This is a genomic window from Candidatus Pelagibacter sp. (assembly GCF_052049855.1).
GTDB lineage: Bacteria > Pseudomonadota > Alphaproteobacteria > Pelagibacterales > Pelagibacteraceae > Pelagibacter.
In genome coordinates this window covers 22,022-39,010 of record NZ_JBNGZE010000001.1, presented here as the reverse complement: position 1 = coordinate 39,010, position 16,989 = coordinate 22,022, and the positions used below count along the sequence as shown (strand labels likewise).

The 16,989-nt window shown below is 28.0% G+C and carries 25 protein-coding genes; 12 read left to right on the top strand and 13 right to left on the bottom strand.

Translation table 11 applies throughout. The features are described 5' to 3' along the window. Nucleotides 1-8: 8 nt before the first annotated feature. From ACTT9X_RS00260 to hspQ, 8 genes are all read right to left on the bottom strand, one after another. Nucleotides 9-485, bottom strand: a complete 477-nt coding sequence (locus ACTT9X_RS00260; protein WP_440934023.1) for an acyloxyacyl hydrolase — start codon at nucleotides 483-485, stop codon at nucleotides 9-11. Nucleotides 486-532: 47 nt separating this feature from the next. Next, entirely contained in the window at nucleotides 533-895 is a 363-nt protein-coding gene (locus tag ACTT9X_RS00255; protein WP_440933708.1) for a cytochrome c-type biogenesis protein, read from the bottom strand. Further along, nucleotides 892-1,410, bottom strand: a complete 519-nt coding sequence (locus tag ACTT9X_RS00250; RefSeq protein ID WP_440933707.1) for a DsbE family thiol:disulfide interchange protein — start codon at nucleotides 1,408-1,410, stop codon at nucleotides 892-894. The genes ACTT9X_RS00255 and ACTT9X_RS00250 overlap by 4 nt, the downstream gene beginning before the upstream one ends. Continuing rightward, entirely contained in the window at nucleotides 1,410-3,281 is a 1,872-nt protein-coding gene (locus tag ACTT9X_RS00245; RefSeq protein ID WP_440933706.1) for a heme lyase CcmF/NrfE family subunit, read from the bottom strand. The genes ACTT9X_RS00250 and ACTT9X_RS00245 overlap by 1 nt, the downstream gene beginning before the upstream one ends. A 1-nt stretch (nucleotide 3,282) precedes the next feature. Next, a complete protein-coding gene (gene ccmE / locus ACTT9X_RS00240) occupies nucleotides 3,283-3,702 on the bottom strand; it encodes a cytochrome c maturation protein CcmE (protein WP_440933705.1) in 420 nt (139 codons plus the stop codon). A gap of 10 nt (nucleotides 3,703-3,712) precedes the next feature. Beyond that, entirely contained in the window at nucleotides 3,713-3,940 is a 228-nt protein-coding gene (locus ACTT9X_RS00235; RefSeq protein WP_440933704.1) for a heme exporter protein CcmD, read from the bottom strand. Then, nucleotides 3,937-4,644 carry a heme ABC transporter permease CcmC gene (gene ccmC / locus ACTT9X_RS00230; protein ID WP_440933703.1) on the bottom strand — a complete coding sequence of 236 codons (708 nt, stop codon included), beginning with the start codon at nucleotides 4,642-4,644 and terminating at the stop codon, nucleotides 3,937-3,939. Before ccmC ends, ACTT9X_RS00235 begins: the two co-directional genes overlap by 4 nt. Nucleotides 4,645-4,823: 179 nt before the next feature. Continuing rightward, nucleotides 4,824-5,144 carry a heat shock protein HspQ gene (hspQ, locus tag ACTT9X_RS00225; protein WP_440933702.1) on the bottom strand — a complete coding sequence of 107 codons (321 nt, stop codon included), beginning with the start codon at nucleotides 5,142-5,144 and terminating at the stop codon, nucleotides 4,824-4,826. Nucleotides 5,145-5,231: 87 nt separating this feature from the next. Here hspQ and ACTT9X_RS00220 point away from each other — a divergent pair, with 87 nt between their 5' ends. Then, entirely contained in the window at nucleotides 5,232-5,783 is a 552-nt protein-coding gene (locus tag ACTT9X_RS00220; protein ID WP_440933701.1) for a septation protein A, read from the top strand. Further along, the gene (locus ACTT9X_RS00215) at nucleotides 5,776-6,120 is read left to right on the top strand and encodes a DUF2794 domain-containing protein (RefSeq protein ID WP_440933700.1); all 345 of its coding nucleotides are present in this window, start codon (nucleotides 5,776-5,778) and stop codon (nucleotides 6,118-6,120) included. Before ACTT9X_RS00220 ends, ACTT9X_RS00215 begins: the two co-directional genes overlap by 8 nt. Before the next feature lie 2 nt (nucleotides 6,121-6,122). Here ACTT9X_RS00215 and ACTT9X_RS00210 read toward each other — a convergent pair whose 3' ends face one another. After that, on the bottom strand, nucleotides 6,123-6,884 hold the full coding sequence (locus tag ACTT9X_RS00210) for a Bax inhibitor-1/YccA family protein (protein ID WP_440933699.1): 762 nt from the start codon (nucleotides 6,882-6,884) through the stop codon (nucleotides 6,123-6,125). 79 nt (nucleotides 6,885-6,963) lie between these two features. Between ACTT9X_RS00210 and ACTT9X_RS00205 the strand changes: the two genes are divergently transcribed. From ACTT9X_RS00205 to ACTT9X_RS00180, 6 genes are read left to right on the top strand one after another with little or no spacing between them, the layout of a single operon-like run. Beyond that, nucleotides 6,964-7,998 (top strand): aldo/keto reductase, encoded by a 1,035-nt coding sequence (locus ACTT9X_RS00205; RefSeq protein WP_440933698.1) that lies wholly within the window; start codon nucleotides 6,964-6,966, stop codon nucleotides 7,996-7,998. Next, complete coding sequence (locus tag ACTT9X_RS00200; RefSeq protein WP_440933697.1) at nucleotides 7,989-8,501, top strand: invasion associated locus B family protein; 513 nt, start codon at nucleotides 7,989-7,991, stop codon at nucleotides 8,499-8,501. Before ACTT9X_RS00205 ends, ACTT9X_RS00200 begins: the two co-directional genes overlap by 10 nt. A gap of 4 nt (nucleotides 8,502-8,505) precedes the next feature. Continuing rightward, complete coding sequence (locus ACTT9X_RS00195; protein WP_440933696.1) at nucleotides 8,506-9,693, top strand: argininosuccinate synthase; 1,188 nt, start codon at nucleotides 8,506-8,508, stop codon at nucleotides 9,691-9,693. Nucleotides 9,694-9,750: 57 nt separating this feature from the next. Further along, complete coding sequence (locus ACTT9X_RS00190) at nucleotides 9,751-10,209, top strand: hypothetical protein (protein WP_075504929.1); 459 nt, start codon at nucleotides 9,751-9,753, stop codon at nucleotides 10,207-10,209. Further along, the gene (locus tag ACTT9X_RS00185; protein ID WP_075504930.1) at nucleotides 10,209-10,589 is read left to right on the top strand and encodes a phosphate-starvation-inducible PsiE family protein; all 381 of its coding nucleotides are present in this window, start codon (nucleotides 10,209-10,211) and stop codon (nucleotides 10,587-10,589) included. The genes ACTT9X_RS00190 and ACTT9X_RS00185 overlap by 1 nt, the downstream gene beginning before the upstream one ends. 6 nt (nucleotides 10,590-10,595) lie before the next feature. Beyond that, nucleotides 10,596-11,735, top strand: coding sequence for an FAD-binding domain-containing protein (locus ACTT9X_RS00180; protein WP_440933695.1), 1,140 nt, complete (start codon nucleotides 10,596-10,598; stop codon nucleotides 11,733-11,735). On the opposite strand, the gene ACTT9X_RS00175 is transcribed toward ACTT9X_RS00180, so the two are convergent. From ACTT9X_RS00175 to ACTT9X_RS00160, 4 genes are read right to left on the bottom strand one after another with little or no spacing between them, the layout of a single operon-like run. Next, nucleotides 11,732-11,953 (bottom strand): hypothetical protein, encoded by a 222-nt coding sequence (locus tag ACTT9X_RS00175; protein WP_023854586.1) that lies wholly within the window; start codon nucleotides 11,951-11,953, stop codon nucleotides 11,732-11,734. The two genes, ACTT9X_RS00180 and ACTT9X_RS00175, sit on opposite strands and share 4 nt — an antisense overlap. Next, nucleotides 11,950-12,669, bottom strand: coding sequence for a type 1 glutamine amidotransferase (locus ACTT9X_RS00170; RefSeq protein WP_440933694.1), 720 nt, complete (start codon nucleotides 12,667-12,669; stop codon nucleotides 11,950-11,952). The genes ACTT9X_RS00175 and ACTT9X_RS00170 overlap by 4 nt, the downstream gene beginning before the upstream one ends. Before the next feature lie 5 nt (nucleotides 12,670-12,674). After that, complete coding sequence (locus ACTT9X_RS00165) at nucleotides 12,675-12,803, bottom strand: DUF2256 domain-containing protein (protein WP_440933693.1); 129 nt, start codon at nucleotides 12,801-12,803, stop codon at nucleotides 12,675-12,677. Continuing rightward, nucleotides 12,803-14,293, bottom strand: coding sequence for a cryptochrome/photolyase family protein (locus ACTT9X_RS00160; RefSeq protein ID WP_440933692.1), 1,491 nt, complete (start codon nucleotides 14,291-14,293; stop codon nucleotides 12,803-12,805). Before ACTT9X_RS00160 ends, ACTT9X_RS00165 begins: the two co-directional genes overlap by 1 nt. Before the next feature lie 27 nt (nucleotides 14,294-14,320). On the opposite strand from ACTT9X_RS00160, the gene ACTT9X_RS00155 reads away from it, so the two are divergent. Genes ACTT9X_RS00155 through ACTT9X_RS00140 form a run of 4 tightly spaced genes read left to right on the top strand, consistent with a single transcriptional unit; the run spans nucleotide 14,321 to nucleotide 16,989 of the window. Then, nucleotides 14,321-15,031: an SDR family NAD(P)-dependent oxidoreductase gene (locus ACTT9X_RS00155; RefSeq protein WP_440933691.1), complete on the top strand. Its 711-nt coding sequence runs from the start codon at nucleotides 14,321-14,323 to the stop codon at nucleotides 15,029-15,031. Between the two features lies 1 nt (nucleotide 15,032). Further along, complete coding sequence (locus tag ACTT9X_RS00150; protein WP_440933690.1) at nucleotides 15,033-15,254, top strand: DUF6356 family protein; 222 nt, start codon at nucleotides 15,033-15,035, stop codon at nucleotides 15,252-15,254. Further along, nucleotides 15,208-15,918, top strand: a complete 711-nt coding sequence (locus ACTT9X_RS00145) for an AMP-binding protein (RefSeq protein WP_440933689.1) — start codon at nucleotides 15,208-15,210, stop codon at nucleotides 15,916-15,918. Before ACTT9X_RS00150 ends, ACTT9X_RS00145 begins: the two co-directional genes overlap by 47 nt. Before the next feature lie 3 nt (nucleotides 15,919-15,921). Next, nucleotides 15,922-16,989, top strand: coding sequence for a PQQ-dependent sugar dehydrogenase (locus ACTT9X_RS00140; protein ID WP_440933688.1), 1,068 nt, complete (start codon nucleotides 15,922-15,924; stop codon nucleotides 16,987-16,989).

Genomic DNA, 16,989 nt, shown 5'->3' with positions numbered 1-16,989 from the left:
ATTACTTTTTAAAAGTTTTTGAAAAAATTAAACATATAACTATTTGCCCCAGGATTTTTATCTCCTAAACTAGCATTAGATATATGATTGTAGGAAAAACCTAATTCACTTGTTTTTGATAAATCAAGTGAAATTTGTAATTCACTTTTAAATTCAATTAAATGGCCTAAATCTTTACCATCTCCCTCGTGATATATTCCTGGTGTAAAGCTGGGCGTTAAATTTAATGCTCCTAATTTATATTGTGCTTGAACACCTGTATAAATATATCCTGCATTATCAGCTGTAACTAAAAATCCAGTTATAGGAGAAAGATTTCCAAAAAGAGTATCTCTATTTAAATTTTCATTCTGATGTTGAAAACCAATTAAAGTTGATCTTTTTCCATCATCGCTAAAATCAAACATTCCAGTATAAACACTAAACTCTGTATTTAAGTCTTTCAAAACTTTTTCCTCAGCAACTGAGGAAAAAGCAAGTGTCATCATTATTAGATTTATTACAAATTTTTTTAATTTCATCAAAAATTAGTTTATTTTTTAACTATAAAGCTTTTATAGATTATTGCACCTCCAATTAAAAATATCAATATCGGCAATAACCAAAGAATATATGTGTTTTTGTTTAAACCAGGATCGTAAAGTATCCATTCTCCATATTTAGTTTTAAAATATTTATATATTTGATCTTCAGAAAGACCCTCTTCAAGCTTTTTATCAACTAAGATTTTTAAACTGTTTGCAAATTCTGAGTCTGAATCGTAAACCGATTGACCTTGACATATAAGACATCTTAAATTTTTAGTTATTTTATTTCTTTTGTCATTAACCTCAGCATTAACACCACTTGAAGTAAATAATATTATAAAAATTAAAATAAATTTAATAAATTTCATTTTATCAATAATTTAATTTCATCAACTAATTCTTGGTTAAGAGGTCCAATATATTTTTTAATAATTTCATTATTATAAACTAAAAATGATTCAGGAACCCCGTAAGCTCCCCACTCTATTGCGATTGTACCATCTAAATCAATAAAGATTTCTTTATACGGGTTTCCCAGTTTGCTTAAAAAGTTTTTTGCATTTTTAAAATTATCTTTATAATTTAAACCAATAATATTTACTTTATTATCTAAATTTAAATTCATTAAAAAAGGATGTTCTTGTCGACATGGTACACACCAAGATGACCAAATATTTAATAAATAAATCTTATCTAACTCAAAGATATTTGATGATTTCACATTTTCACCAGAAAAAAATTCTTTAGTATTAAATACTGGCATCTCTTTTTTTGTATTAACATCTGGAGAGTATATTTTTGAATCTTCTAAACCTTTGTAAAAAATAAAAAATATTGTTCCAAAAAAAATAAAAACTGAAAAAAGTAATATTTTATTTTTCATTATCTTCTTTGTAAAAGGCTAACAATTCCACCAATAGATATTAGAATTACTGATAACCAGATCCATAACATAAATGGTTTAACTTGATATCTTACGTTAAAAAAATCTTGATTTTGAACCAGATTAATTACAATAAATTTATCTGACGTAAGAGTAGTTTTGATACTAGCTTCACTTGTGGCAATGACAGGTTGATTATAAATTCTTAACTCTGGTGAAAGTTTATCCTTTTCACCATTTAAATTACTTATTGTAAAATTTGCAATAATAGCATTATAATTTTGTTCTTTTTTCTGAACAACACTCTCAAAAACTATCTTAGTTTTTGAATTTTCAAAAGTTTCACCAACCCTAAGATTTGTTATAATTTCACTTGCAAATAAATTGTTAAACAAAATACTTAAGATTAATAAACTAAATCCAAAATGAGCAATATTTTGTGAAATATTTTTATATTTTTTTACAAAAAAGTCTCTCAAAGTAATAAAGAATAAATAAAGTGCGCTCGATATCAAAATTGTATTAATTAAGATATTTTGATTAAAATTTTTTAATACTAAAAAAGCCAATAAAATTGAGATAATCAAAAAAGAAATTAAATAAATTTTGTCTTCTAATTGAGATTTGATCCATCTTAATTTTGGTCCAATCGCCATCATGAGTAAAAAAGGAATTAAAAATGGTATCATTAACTTATGATAAAATGGAGGACCGACTGATATTTTTTGAGAAGAAATCACATCTAAAAAAATTGGATATACAGTACCTATCAAAACAACTGATAAAAAATACATCATAAACCAGTTGTTAATTAATATTGAAGTTTCTTTGCTTAACCAAAAAAAATTATAAGATTTATTATCATTATCTTTGTGAAAAAAGAAAAATATTAAAATAGATAAAAAAATCAAAATAAATAAAAAAACAAGAATAAATAGACCCCTTTCAGGATCATTAGCAAATGTATGAACTGAATTTAAAATTCCTGATCTAACTAAAAATGTTCCACACATACTTAATGTAAATGTTGCAATAGAAAGAATTATTACCCATGAGGTTAAAATAGATTTTTTTTCTAATACTAAAATACAATGTAAAAGAGTGGTTAATGCAAACCATGGCATCAAAGAAACATTCTCAACTGGATCCCAAAACCAAAAACCTCCCCAACCTAGTTCATAATAAGCCCAGATTGACCCAAGCAGTATTCCTAAAGTCAAAAATATCCATGAAATTAAAACCCATTTTTTTATATGTGATGCCCAACTAGTGGAAATAATTTTTAAACTCGTTGCTGCTAAAACTGATGAAAATATAATTGAAGAACCTACATAACCTAAATATAAAATAGGTGGGTGAATTGCTAAAGCTGGATCTTGTAAAATTGGATTTAATCCGAGACCTTCCGTCGGTATTGGAAAAATATAATTAAATGGATTTGATGTTAAGATTAAAAATAAAAAAAAACCAACTATTATTATTTGTTGAAAAATTAGAGTTAAAATTTTGTATTTAACTGGTTGATTTTTTGTTCGTAATAAAAATAAGAAAATAAATAAAGTTAATACTAATAACCATAACAATAAACTTCCCTCATGATTTCCCCAAGTTCCACTAATTTTATAAAATAATGGTTTGGTGGTGTGAGAATTATTAAATACTGTTTCATTGCTAAAATCTGAAATAATAAACGAAAAGATCAAACACAAAAAACTAATAACAACAAATAATAATTGTAAAAATGTAAATGATAATATTTTGATATCTAATATGTTTGAATTATTAAAATTTTTGTATGAAAAATAAAATAATGATAATCCAATAACTAATCCTAATATTAATGAATAATATCCAATAAAACTATAGATCAATTTATTTTTCTCCTAATGCTTCTTTTACTTCTGGTGGCATATAATTTTCATCATGCTTAGCTAAAATTTTTGTTGCTGAGAAAAAGTTTCTATCTTTTAAAAAACCTTCTGCAACAACCCCTTTTCCCTCAGCAAATAAATTTGGTACTGCTCCCGAGAAAGTAACATTTATCTCATTTTTAAAGTCTGTAATTATAAAAATAACTTCATTCGAATTTATAGAAATAGAATTTTTTTTAACCATACCCCCAACCCTTATTTTACTTTTGTCTATTTCTGTAAGTGATTTTATTTCAGTGGGTGATTGAAAATATACAACATTTTCTTCTAAAGATTTTAAAATCAAAAAAGTTGTTAAAATTAGAGTAATTAAGATTATTGTTATAAACAAAAATCTTAATTTAACTTTTCGACCATACATGGTTTAAAAGTTAATTGTTTGTTACGTTTGCTAGAATTTCTTTGTTTATTCTTTGTGATTTTGCTGTATTAGCTTGCTCAGTTGTAAGTGTTCCAAATTTAGTAATAAATTTGTTTTGTTCTCTAACAAACTGCAATTTAGTTACTAAATATAAACCTAGAAAACTTAATAGGGTAAAACTAAAAGCAGATAATACATACACTGCATATCCATTCATCAAAAGTAATTCATTAATCATAATCTATCTAAGCCTTTATTTTTAATTTTTATCAGTTCTGTATTATATTTCATTAAGAAAATTAACAATGAAAAAAGAGCAAATGCCGCAGTCATAATCAATAATGGGTAAAGCATTGATGAATGAATTGAGCTTTTAGATAAAATATTAATAGATGCTGGTTGGTGAAGTGTGTTCCACCAATAGACTGAGTATTTTATTATTGGAACATTAATAATTCCTATAATAGTTATGAAAGTTGAAATCTTGTAAACTTTTTCCTCCTTATCATAGATCCTCCATACAATTAAATACATTGCATAAAATAATGCTAAGATTAACATTGAGGTAATTCTAGCATCCCAAGCCCACCAAGTTCCCCAAGTTGGTTTGCCCCAAATTGATCCTGTGACTAAAGCAATGATGTTAAAAACAAATCCTGAAGGAGCTAGACTTTTAGAAATTAAAAAAAAGTTTTTGTTTCTAAATACAAAACCACAAATAGATAATAAAGTTATGGAAGAAAATATTCCGAGTGAAATCCAAGCGGCAGGAACGTGAACATACATAATTCTAACTGCATCACTTTGTTTATAATCTTCAGGAGATAAAACTAATGCTTCAACCAATCCAACACTTAATACAATAATAAATAAAAATAAAACATACTTGGGTGCTTTTGAAGTAATTTTGAAAATTTTGTTAGGTTCAAAAAGTTTAAACATATTAAAAATCAGAATTTTTTTTGATGCTTTTTATTATGAAATGGTAATCTGATCAAGAATGCAGAGGGGAGATAATAAGACTGAAATTAACGTTTAACACTCTTGATCAGAAATTTGTAAGATTATGTCTAATTTATATGGCCTAGATTTGAGCTAAATGTGGTTGAATGATGGTTGCCTTAATTAGAAGGCTTAAAATAACTAGATCCTTTTTTTCCAGAAAAAATCTCCTCAATTAAAGGGTGTTTTATTGGCTCATCAGAATCGTCGATTAACAAGTTTTGTTCCGAAACATAAGCCTCATAAGTTATCTCATCATTTTCTGCCAATAGATGATAAAAAGGCTGATCTTTTCTCGGCCTCACATTTTTTGGTATAGACTGATACCACTCCTCCGAATTATTAAATTCAAAATCAACATCATAAATCACACCTCTAAATTCAAAGTGTTTATGTTTTACAATGTCTCCAATTGAAAATTTTGCTTTTTGTACTGGCATTGATGTGAGTATGGGTATTTAAAAATAAAAATCAATGCTTAAAATATAAATGTTTTGTGATGTGGCAAATATGTTAATATCTTTTTGGTGAATAAATCTTTTTTAAAATTTGTTACTGATTTCGGTCCTTTAGCAATATTTTTTTTCTATTATTACAATAGTGGTAAAAATTTATCAGTAGCAATACCTCCACTGATAGTTGCAACTTTAGTTGCACTAGCACTAGTTTGGTTTTTTGAAAAAAAAATTCCTCCAATGCCTTTAGTAAGTGGAATTTTAATTACTTTTTTTGGTGGATTAACAATCTACTTTAATGATCCTATATTTATTTATGTAAAACCAACTATCATTAATATTATGTTTGCTCTTGCATTATTTTTTGGGAAATATTTTACCAATGAACCTATTCTTAAAAAAATTATGGGTAAATCTATTCCTCTAACTGATATTGGATGGGAAATTCTAAATAAACGATGGATGTTTTTTTTCTTTGGTCTTGCTTTATTAAATGAATTTGTTTGGAGAACTCAAACAGAAGAATTTTGGGTAAATTTTAAAGTTTGGGGAATGCTTCCAATAACGATAGTATTTACAGGATTTCAAATACCATTAATTAATAAGCATAAGCTTGATGCGTAGTAATTTAAGATTAGTAATAAATAATCCTAATAATAAAATTGAAGAAAAGCACTTTTTTGAAAAAGATGAGCTTAAGATAATATTAGACTTATATGCTAAGATGGTTTCTGAAGGTTCTTGGAAAGATTATGGTTTAAGTATTTCAAGTAAACAAGTTGGATTTAGTGTTTTTAAAAATGCTACAGAAAATGCCCTTTATAAAATTTGTAAAAATTTTAAGCCTAAAAATAAAAATCTTAAATATTTAATTACTGATACAAATAGTAAAATACTTAAAAATTCTTACGATCTTAAAATTTTGTTAAAAAATACCAACTGGAAAAAACTTCAAAAATAAATTTATCTTCTTTGCCCGAATAATCTTAACAACATTATAAATAGGTTTATAAAATCTAGATATAAAGTTAAAGCACCCATTACAGCCTTCTTGCCCATTAACTCACCTGAGTCTGAGGCAACATACATATTTTTAATTTTTTGAGTGTCATAAGCTGTTAAACCAACAAAAATTAAAACACCTAAAATTGAAATCACGAAATACATCATAGAAGATTTCATGAAGATATTAACAATTGAAGCTATAATTATTCCAATTAGACCCATCATTAAAAAAGATCCTAACTTTGTAAGATCTCTTTTAGTTGTGTATCCGTATATACTCATCGCTCCAAATGTTGCAGATGTAATGAAGAAAACTCTTGTTACACTCATTCCAGTATAAACCAATAATATTGAAGATAATGATAGTCCCATTAAAGCTGCAAATACCCAAAAAGTGGTTTGTGCCTTTGATGCACTCATCTTATTAATTCCAAAACTCATGTAAAAAACGATACCTAGAGGTGCTAACATTACAAGCCATTTAAGACCTGATAAATAAATTGCATTCCCCATTTGTGTTAGACCAACGATTGAACCTGCATCATTAGTAACAACAGACATTTTAAATGTTAATAGTGCTACTATTCCAGTTAGCAATATACCTGTTGCCATGTAGTTATAAACTTTTAGCATGTAGGCTCTTAAGCCTTCATCCATTACAGCAGCTGTTTGTTGTGCTGCTTTTGCTCTATTTAGTATTCCATTTTTATCAAATTCCATAATGAGTAATATATATATTCTTTTACTAATTATTCAAGATACCTTAAAAGATTAACAAAAATTTAACTTAATATTTCTGATGAATTACAAAAATTTAGGTAATACCGATATTAAAGTGAGTACAATTTGTCTCGGTACTATGACGTGGGGAGAACAAAATACTGAGCTTGAAGCATTTGAACAAATGGATTTTGCTTTAGATCAAGGAGTAAACTTTTGGGACACTGCTGAATTATATGCAGTACCACCAAGAAAGGAAACCTATGGTGATACAGAAGAAATTATTGGAAACTGGTTTGAAAAAACAAAAAAAAGAGACAAAGTCATTCTTGCAACAAAAGTTGCTGGTCCGGCAAGAGATTATTTAAGAAGTGGAGAAAATAGTTTTACAGGTCCAAACTTAGAATCTGCTTTAAATGACAGTCTTAAAAGACTTAAAACTGATTATATAGATTTATATCAACTTCATTGGCCAGAAAGAAATGTAAATAATTTTGGGAGACTTGGTTATGTTCATAAAGAAAACAAATGGAATAAATTTGAAGATGTTCTTGCGGAGTTAAATAAATATATTGATCAGGGAAAAATAAGATACGTTGGTTTATCAAATGAGACCCCTTGGGGAGTTTTAAATTATCTTCAGTTATCCAAAAATAAAAAGTTGCCAAGAATGATGTCAATCCAAAATCCTTATAGTTTATTAAATAGATCTTACGAAGTTGGACTAGCTGAAGTTTCTATAAGAGAAAACATTGGCTGCTTAGCTTACTCACCATTAGCAAGTGGATATTTAAGTGGAAAGTATAGAAATAAGAATTTCCCCAAAGGATCAAGAATGGAGAGAGATTTCGATTTCTGGACAAGGTATAGAAAGCCAAATACTAAGGATGCCGTTGAACATTATTATAAAATTAGTGAAAAATTTGATCTTGATATGAGTCAGATGGCGATAAAATTTTGTGAAATCCAAGACTTTATGACTAGTGTAATAATTGGAGCAACTACAATGGAGCAGTTGAAAACAAATATAGAAAGTGTAAATGTAAACTTATCTGATGATGTCATTAAAGAAATTAACTACGTACAAACAATTTATCCAAATCCATGTCCATAATTAAAAAAATTACAATATTGTTAGGAATATTTTTTATAAGTGGTGTTGCTCAAGTTTCAGCTCAGGAAATTAAAAAAATTGGTAAATATAAAGATTGGGAGGCAATGGTCGTTATAGATACTGACGGTAAAGTATGCTTTGCACAATCTTTACCTATTTTGCAAGCACCCAAAACTAATAAAAGAGATGCAAAATTATTTGTAGCATTTAGACCAAACGACAATATAAAAAATGAAGTAAGTGTTACCCCAGGTTATGAATTCAACAAAAATAATTCAGTAACAGCTGCTTCAGGGAAGAATAAATTTAAATTTGATATTAAAGAACAAGGTTTTGCGTGGATTGCAGACAATAAAATCGAATTAAAAATGATCAAACAAATGAGGAAGGGATCAAGAATTATGATTACCGGATACAATGAACAAGGTTCTCAAACTATTGATCATTACTCATTGCTAGGATTTACTAAAGCTTATAACGCTTCAAGAAAAGCTTGTAGTTAATTCAATGAAATCAAAAAAGAAAATTGTTCTAGCTTATTCTGGAGGGCTGGATACTTCTATAATTTTAAAATGGCTTCAAGAAAATTATGATGCAGATGTAATTTGTTATACAGCAGATGTTGGACAAGAAATTGATAGAAAAAAAATTATAACTAATGCAAAAAAATTTGGTGTTAAAAATATAATTATTAAAGATTTAAAAGATATTTTTGTTAAAGACTATGTTTACCCTATGATCAGAGGACACGCAATTTATGAGGGTGTTTATTTATTGGGAACATCTATTGCACGACCTCTCATTGCAAAAGAACAAATCAGAGTCGCCAAAAAATTTAAAGCTTATGCAGTTTCGCATGGAGCAACTGGTAAAGGCAATGACCAAGTTAGATTTGAATTAGGCTATCATTATTTTGGTCCTAAAATTAAAATTATAGCTCCGTGGAGAATTTGGAAACTAAAATCTAGAACAGACTTAATTAATTATGCAAAAAAACATAGCATAGCTATTCCTAAAGATAAAAAAGGTGCACCCCCTTTTTCAGTGGATGATAATTTATTTCATACATCAACTGAAGGTAAGGTTTTAGAAAATCCAAAAAATTCTGCTCCAGAATTTATTTTTCAACGAACAGTTTCTCCTGAAAAAGCACCTAACAAACCATCTTTTGTTACTATTAATTTTAAAAATGGAGATCCTTTTGGAATAAATGGAAAAAAAATGTCTCCGGCTAAATTATTAACAAAGCTCAATGACATCGCAGGTAAAAATGGAATTGGAAGAGTTGACTTAGTGGAGAATAGATTTTTAGGTATCAAATCTAGAGGTGTATATGAAACGCCCGGTGGAACTCTTTTAATCAATGCTCATCGAGCAATTGAGTCAGTTACTTTAGATAAAGAAACTATGCACAAAAAAGATCAGATAATGTCTAGATATGCAGAGTTAATTTACAATGGTTATTGGTACTCAAAAGAAAGATTTAAACTTCAAAAAATTGTAGATTTAAAAAGAAGCAAAGTTAATGGCTCAGTTAAACTTAAATTGTATAAAGGAAATATTACAATTCAATCAAGAGTTACTAATAGCAGCGCTTACTCGATGAAAAAAGTCTCATTTGAAGAAAATAAGTCATTTAATAAATTTAACGTTGAAAGATTTATCAATTTTCACAAAAAAATGCTTCGTTCTTAGTATCGTTTAGGACAAATTAACATTTGTTTAAATCAGTAAAAATTATATCCTTAGATAATGGAATCAATAAAGAATTGGATGAGAGATGCTGCAAATATTTTATTTGATGATAGTAAAAATGATCTACGCGCACTTCCTAAAACAGTTAGATTACAAATTCTTTTAGTTTTAAGTTTTATTTGGACAACTGTTTTTAGTTTATATGTTTTTTCTTACACAACTTTTGCATTTGGATGGGCTGGACTTTTTTTAGCTCATATAGGTTTAATATTTGCCGTCTATATGACTTTTAAACAATTCCATAGAGCAGAAGAGAAATCTGCAAGTGTTTTTCAAACAAAAAATTTTGATCCTTTTAAAATCATGGTCATAGTTTTTGTGATAGTATTTATTTTTGTATTTTCAAAAGGAATTGAAGTTTTGACAAGTCCAAACCCGAATTCTTATTCAATCCCTTATGATGGTCCATTAAAATCTGCAATTGAAAAATGGTTACCTTTTAGTAAAGATAAATAATGGATAAGATAGCAAAAAACTTACAGTTAGCATTAATGGTTATTATCTTAATCAGTACTGTTATTGCTGTTGGAATTGAAATGAAAAACATGTTTTTAAATCAATCTGTTACATTAGCAGATTTGCTTTTAATGTTTCTTTATTTGGAGGTACTAGCAATGGTAAGGGTTTTTTGGAACCAACAATCTATTAGTATTACCCTTCCACTTCTTATTGCAATTACAGCACTTGCACGATTTATTATTCTACAAGGCAAAGAAATGGATCCTACTGCACTTGTTTATGAAGCAGTAGCTATTTTGTTAATAGCTGGAGCCATTGTTGTTTTAAGATTAAGACATAGTGACAAATTAGGTCTTAAGAAAAAAAAATCAAAATAATTTAAAATGATATTTGAAGCTTCAAGGGCTAAGGCCTTAAATCAATTAAATAATTTTGTTGAGAATAATCTTGGAGAATATTCAAAATTAAGGAATTTTGATTTTGGACCTGAAAAAAGGTCTAATATATCTTGCTTATCACCATATATAACTCATGGAATAATTAATGAACAAGAAGTCATTCAGAAAGCTCTAAGTAAATTTTCTTTTTCAAAAAATGAAAAGTTTATTCAAGAAGTTCTATGGCGAACTTATTGGAAAGGTTGGTTAGAACTAAGACCAAGTGTTTGGGCTGATTATCTTATCAAATTAAATCAAATCAAAAATGAATTTAAAGATAATAGCGATTATATTGCAGCAATCGAAGGAAAAACAAAAGTAGACTGCTTTAATGAGTGGGTGAAAGAGCTTAAAGAAAACAATTATTTGCATAATCACACAAGAATGTGGTTTGCTAGTATTTGGATTTTTACTTTAGAATTGCCTTGGCAATTAGGTGCAGAATTTTTTATGCAACATCTTTATGATGGAGATGCTGCATCAAATACTCTTGGGTGGCGATGGGTTGCGGGTGTTCAAACTCAAGGAAAACATTACCTTGCAAGTGAATGGAATATTAAAAAATTCACTAACAATAGATTTCAAAATATAAAATTAAATGAAAGTGCTCCTCCAAAAGTATCTGAAAAATCTTATCAAATAATTAAACAGGATTTCAATAACCCACAAAAAATTGAGAATAAGAATCTTTTAATATTTGAAAATAATCTCTCGTTTGAAATCACTGACTTTAAGGAAAACAATTTTAAAAAAATTTACTTAGTTTCTAATAAAAATGAAAATAGAGTAATAAAACTCAGTGAAAAGTTAGTGAAATTTAAATCTCATTTAATTGAAGACCAAGAACAAAGATTAAAAGATAAATCTATTGATTGTGAAGTTATAGATATAAGTAAATTAACAAACATTGAAAATTGTTATGGTTTATATCCAACGGTAGGTGAAAATTTAGATTTTTTAAATTCGAATAATTTAAAGATAGATTTTTTATATAGAAATCTTGATCAATTGGCTTGGCAATACTGCAATAAAGGATTTTTTAATTTTAAAAATTATATTCCCAAAATAGTCTCGACTTTTAACTAAAACCAACGAACCATCCCAATAATTCCGGCTGTTGCATAAAAAAATTGTAATAACAAAATTCCTTTATGACCACCCCTATAAGCCCATATTCCAATTAAAATAGCTGACAAAAGCAATAGACAAAAACCAAAAAATTCTATTCCTATATTTAAAGCAACAAACAAAGAATACAATATTGCAGTTATAACCCCTGCCCATTCAAAGATCTTATTGTTCATAAAAGTTTTTTAAAATTATCATAAAGGATTGTAGAATAGTTATTCATATCTTTCATGTTATCTTTTGCAGATTGGTCAAACTTTTCTAATGCACCATTACCAAGCTGATCCACTAAAGCTTTTTTGTATTCCGGTACACATCCCCACTCATTAACCGTAGTATCCTTTATTTCTATATGAAATTGAATTCCATAAGCATGGTTTTGATATTTAAAGATTTGATACTTGGTAATTGGAGAAGAGGCTAATAAAGTTACATCTTTATTATTTTCAATACCTTGAACCTCATAAGAGTGCCATTGTAAACTTTTAATAGTATTAGGAAATTTTGAAAATAATTTATCTCCATTTTTTTTCTTAGAGAAATTAATATCCATAATTCCTATTTCTGCTGGTTTAGATTTAACTACTTTTCCACCAATCACTTCTCCTAAAAGCTGACAACCTAAACAAAAACCTAAATAAGGTTTTTTTAGATTAACAACAAATTCTTTTATTGCTTTCTTTTCTTCTATTAACCAAGGATATTCTTGTTCCATATAGGTATCCATTGGACCCCCCATGCAAAACATTCCATTAAATTTACTTAAATCATCTGGTATTTTTTCACCTTCATCTAACTCAATAGTAGTTAAATTTAATCCATCAGCTAACATTAAATCTTTAATGTAACCTGGATCTTCTATTTTGATATGTTGTAATACTATTATGTTCACTAAGCTTAGCTTAGCTTAGAACACTTCTTGGAACAATATTTTACTCTATCCCAATTTAACTTCCATTTTTTTCGCCAAGTAAATGATCTTTTACAAACTGGACAAATTTTTGTTGGTAAATTTTCTTTTTTCATCAAATTGTGTTTAGTTTAATAAATTTATCAGCTTCAGATAAAATTAATTTTTTTCTATCAGATTTCATTTTATCAAATATTCTTACCATCATAGAAAGACGGGGATTTTTTAAAAAAAATTTTCTATTTCGGTCAATAAATCTCCAATAAAGACCATCCATAGTGTTACACCACTCACCTTTTTTAAAATCCATCATTTTCATAAAATATGCAGATCCACAAATATAAGGTTTGGTAGCAAAAATTCCTCCATCACTAAATAATCCCATTCCATAAACATTAGGAACCATTACCCAATCTGAGGAGTCTACAAACATCTCCATGAACCACTTATAAACAATTGTTGGCTTTATTTCACAAAGGTTCATTATGTTTGATAAGATCATTAATCTTTCAATGTGATGTGACCAACCATTATTAACCGCATTTTTAATTGCGTAATCTAAAGGTGGAAGACCAGTGGTGCCATCATACCAAGAACTTTTCATTTTTCTATTTTGTTTAAAAAAATTTCCATTTTCCATTTCTTGTGAATATGACTGATAAATTCCACGCATAAATTCTCGCCAGCCAATCACCTGGCGGATGTAACCCTCTAAAGAATTCATTCTAATTTTATTTTTTTTATGAAAATCTAAAATTTTTTGGATAACGAATTCAGGAGTAATTAAACCTAAATTTATATAAGGACTTAATGCACTATGAAATAGAATATTATCTTTTTGATCAACTGCATCCTCATAATCACCAAAAAGATTAGATTTCTCTTTTATAAAAAAATTTAATAGTTTAACTACATCTTCATATTCCGTTGCAAACCAAAAATTATTTGTACTCCCTGGGTGATTTTTAAATTCCTTTTCAATAATAGGCCTTAATTTTTTTGTATGATTGGTTTCATTTATTTTTGGAAATTTAGGAATTGAAATATTTTTAGGTAATTTATTTCTATTATCCTCATCAAAGCTCCATTTCCCCCCGATTGGATCACCATCTGACCCCATCAATATTCCAGATTTTTTTCTAACATCTTTGTAAAAAGTTGCCATAAAAGGTTTTTTTGATTTTGATAAATAATTTTTAAATTCAGCTCTTGAATTTAAAAACATAGGAGTTTGAACAACATTCCATTGTATGTTTTCTTTTTTTAAAAATTGTGAAATTTTTTTTTCAAAAAATTTATCCTCTACTTCAAAACTTGAAATTTCTTTTACTTTTTTTTGTTTAATTATTTTTTTTAATTTTTTTAAATAATCTTCATTAAATTCTTTATCTTCAATTTTAAGGTAATCTAATTTAAATTTGTTTTTTCTTAATCCGTCTGCATAAGAACGCATAGAAGATAAAAATAATAAAATTTTTTGTTTATGATGCTTTTCATAAGTACATAAACCCTTATCTTCAGCCATAAAAAATAGGTGGTCTTTTTTGAAGCGGTCTAAGTATTTTGTTGGAAATAATTGGTTACCAAGTATAAAAAATAACTTCATAGTTAAATATAACTAATAAAATTTTTTATGTCAGAAAAATATGTAATTTTTGGTGCGACAGGTTCTATTGGGTCAAGTTTAGCGGAACAATTAAAAAACTCTGGAAACGATATTCATTTAGTTGGAAGAAATGAGAGTGAACTTAGTTCTATCTCTGAAAAACTTGGATGCTCACATACCGTTGCAGATGTTTTAGAGGATGGGTTTATAGAAAAAGTTAAATCAGATATTTCTGAAATTAAAGGCCTTGCTTATTGTGTCGGTTCAATTGATTTAAAACCTTTAAGAATGGTAAATGAACAAGACTTTCAGAAATGCATGAAACTTAATCTTTATTCTGCTGTAGAAGCTATTAAGGGATATCAAGAAAGTTTAAAAAAAAATAAAGGTTCAATAGTGTTATTTTCAACTGTTGCTGCTCAAAGAGGTTTTACCAATCATGCAATCATAGCTTCAGCAAAAGCTGCTGTTGAAGGATTGACGGTTTCTCTTGCAGCAGAATTTGCTCCAAACATAAGAGTAAATTGTGTGGCACCAAGTTTAACAAAATCTAAAATAGCAGAACCAATGTTAAAAAATACTGCTATAGCTGAAGGTATTGCGAAAGCACATCCCCTTAAAAGATTAGGCGAGGGTAAAGATTCGGCAGCTCTTGCTAAATTCTTACTAACAGATGATAGTTCCTGGGTTACAGGGCAAATAATTGCAGTAGATGGTGGTAGATCTAAATTATCTTAAAATGGATTGGGATTCAAAACATCTAAAAAAAATTAAATCATCTTGGTTAAAACATTTTTTATACGCTAGCTATTTTAACTTTTTAGCTATTCTAATTTTTATTACAGGTTTAATCCATAGTATTTTGCCTTGGATATTTACTTTTACACCTTACAAACTTGCAAAAAAAATTGTTGATGGAACAGAAAAACAATTTGGATCAAATTTTAAAAAAAGGAATTGAATTAAAGTCTAGTGGTACCACAGGCCCACAAAAAAAGATTTACCAATCTCCCTACAAGCTAAGAAATGCAAATAAGATTGCACGTGAATGTCAAAAAATTTCATCTAAAAGTAAAATCTATACAATTTGTAAATTAGAACATGCTGGTGGTCTTTTAGCACAAACATTACCTGGTTATGAAGTAGGTGCACATTTAGAAATTGAAAAATTTAATGCATATAATTTTTGTAAAAAAATTAAACACTTTACACACAGCCATATAACACCAAAACATGCAAGAGCTATAATGCTGACTAAATCATTTCAAGATTTAAATTTAAAAGGTGTATGGATCACCTGTGGTAGTGAACCAGTGGAGTGGGAATTAATTACAAAATTTGTTGAAAAAGGTTGTCAATTTATGGTCAATTGGGGCATGACTGAAATTGGGCCTTGTGCAATTAACACTGTTTTTAAAGATATAGATACAGTTGAAAATTATAAGAAGAGAGCGTTAGAAGGAACTTTAATGGGAGATGATGTTTACTGTGATACAAAAATTGAGAAAGGCACATTACATGTAAAAGGAGATATAAGTGTTTTTGGAAATAATTGGTTTGACACAAGAGATCAAGTAAAAAAAAATGAAACTAATGAGTTTTATATTCAAGGGAGATTAATATAATTTATGAGGTTTGTTCTTTTAATTATAATTATTTTTTTTTCTAAAGTTTCACTTTCACACTCTAATAGTTATAATTTTACACAATTAGTATCATTAAATGAACCGTGGGGATCATCTTTTATTAGTGATGAGGAACTCATTATTACTGAACAAACTGGAAAGATAAAAATAGTAAATATTACTTCTAAAGAAGCCTACGAAGTTAAACATAACTTAAATTATTTTGTACACGGACAAGGAGGTTTGTTAGATATTATTTATCAAAATGATTACTTATGGATTTCTTATTCAGAAAATAGAGGGGATTGGAAAACTAGTACATCAATTGCAAAAGCTAAATTAAATAAAAAAAATTTAAATTTCAAAAATATATTTCAAGCTGAACCACCTATAGAATCTGGTTATCATTTCGGTTCAAGACTAGCTATAAAAGACAATTTTCTTTTTGCTTCTGCTGGTGAAAGAGGTGGTGGTATGATTGCTCAAGATCCGACAAATCATCCTGGCAGTATTATCAGAATTTATTTAGATGGTAGTATTCCAAAAGATAACCCTAAGTTTGAAGGTAAATCAAATTGGTTACCAGAAATTTATCAAATTGGTGTTCGTAATCCTCAAGGCTTAACCTATTCCTCTTTTGATGGAAAAATTTATGCAAGCAACCATGGTGCAAAAGGTGGTGATTGGTTTGGTGAAATTAAAAAAGGAGAAAATTATGGTTGGAAAATTTTAGGTTGGGGTGGAACAAATTATTCAGGCTCAAAGATTGGACCTAAATGGAAACCAGGATTTACCAAAGCAATCCAATACTGGGTACCTTCAATTGCAGCAAGTGCTATAACTATTTATAAGGGAAAAGAATTTAGTGAATGGAATGGAGAAGCGTTAATCACTTCTTTAAAAGATAAATCAATGAGAAAATTAAACTTTAAAAATTCATCTAAGATTGAAGAAACAATTATTTTCAAAGATAAAATTGGAAGAATAAGAGATATACAGGTTCACCCAGTTAATGGAAAAATATATTTTCTTGCGGGAAACAGTTTATGGTTAATGGAGAAAAAAAAATAA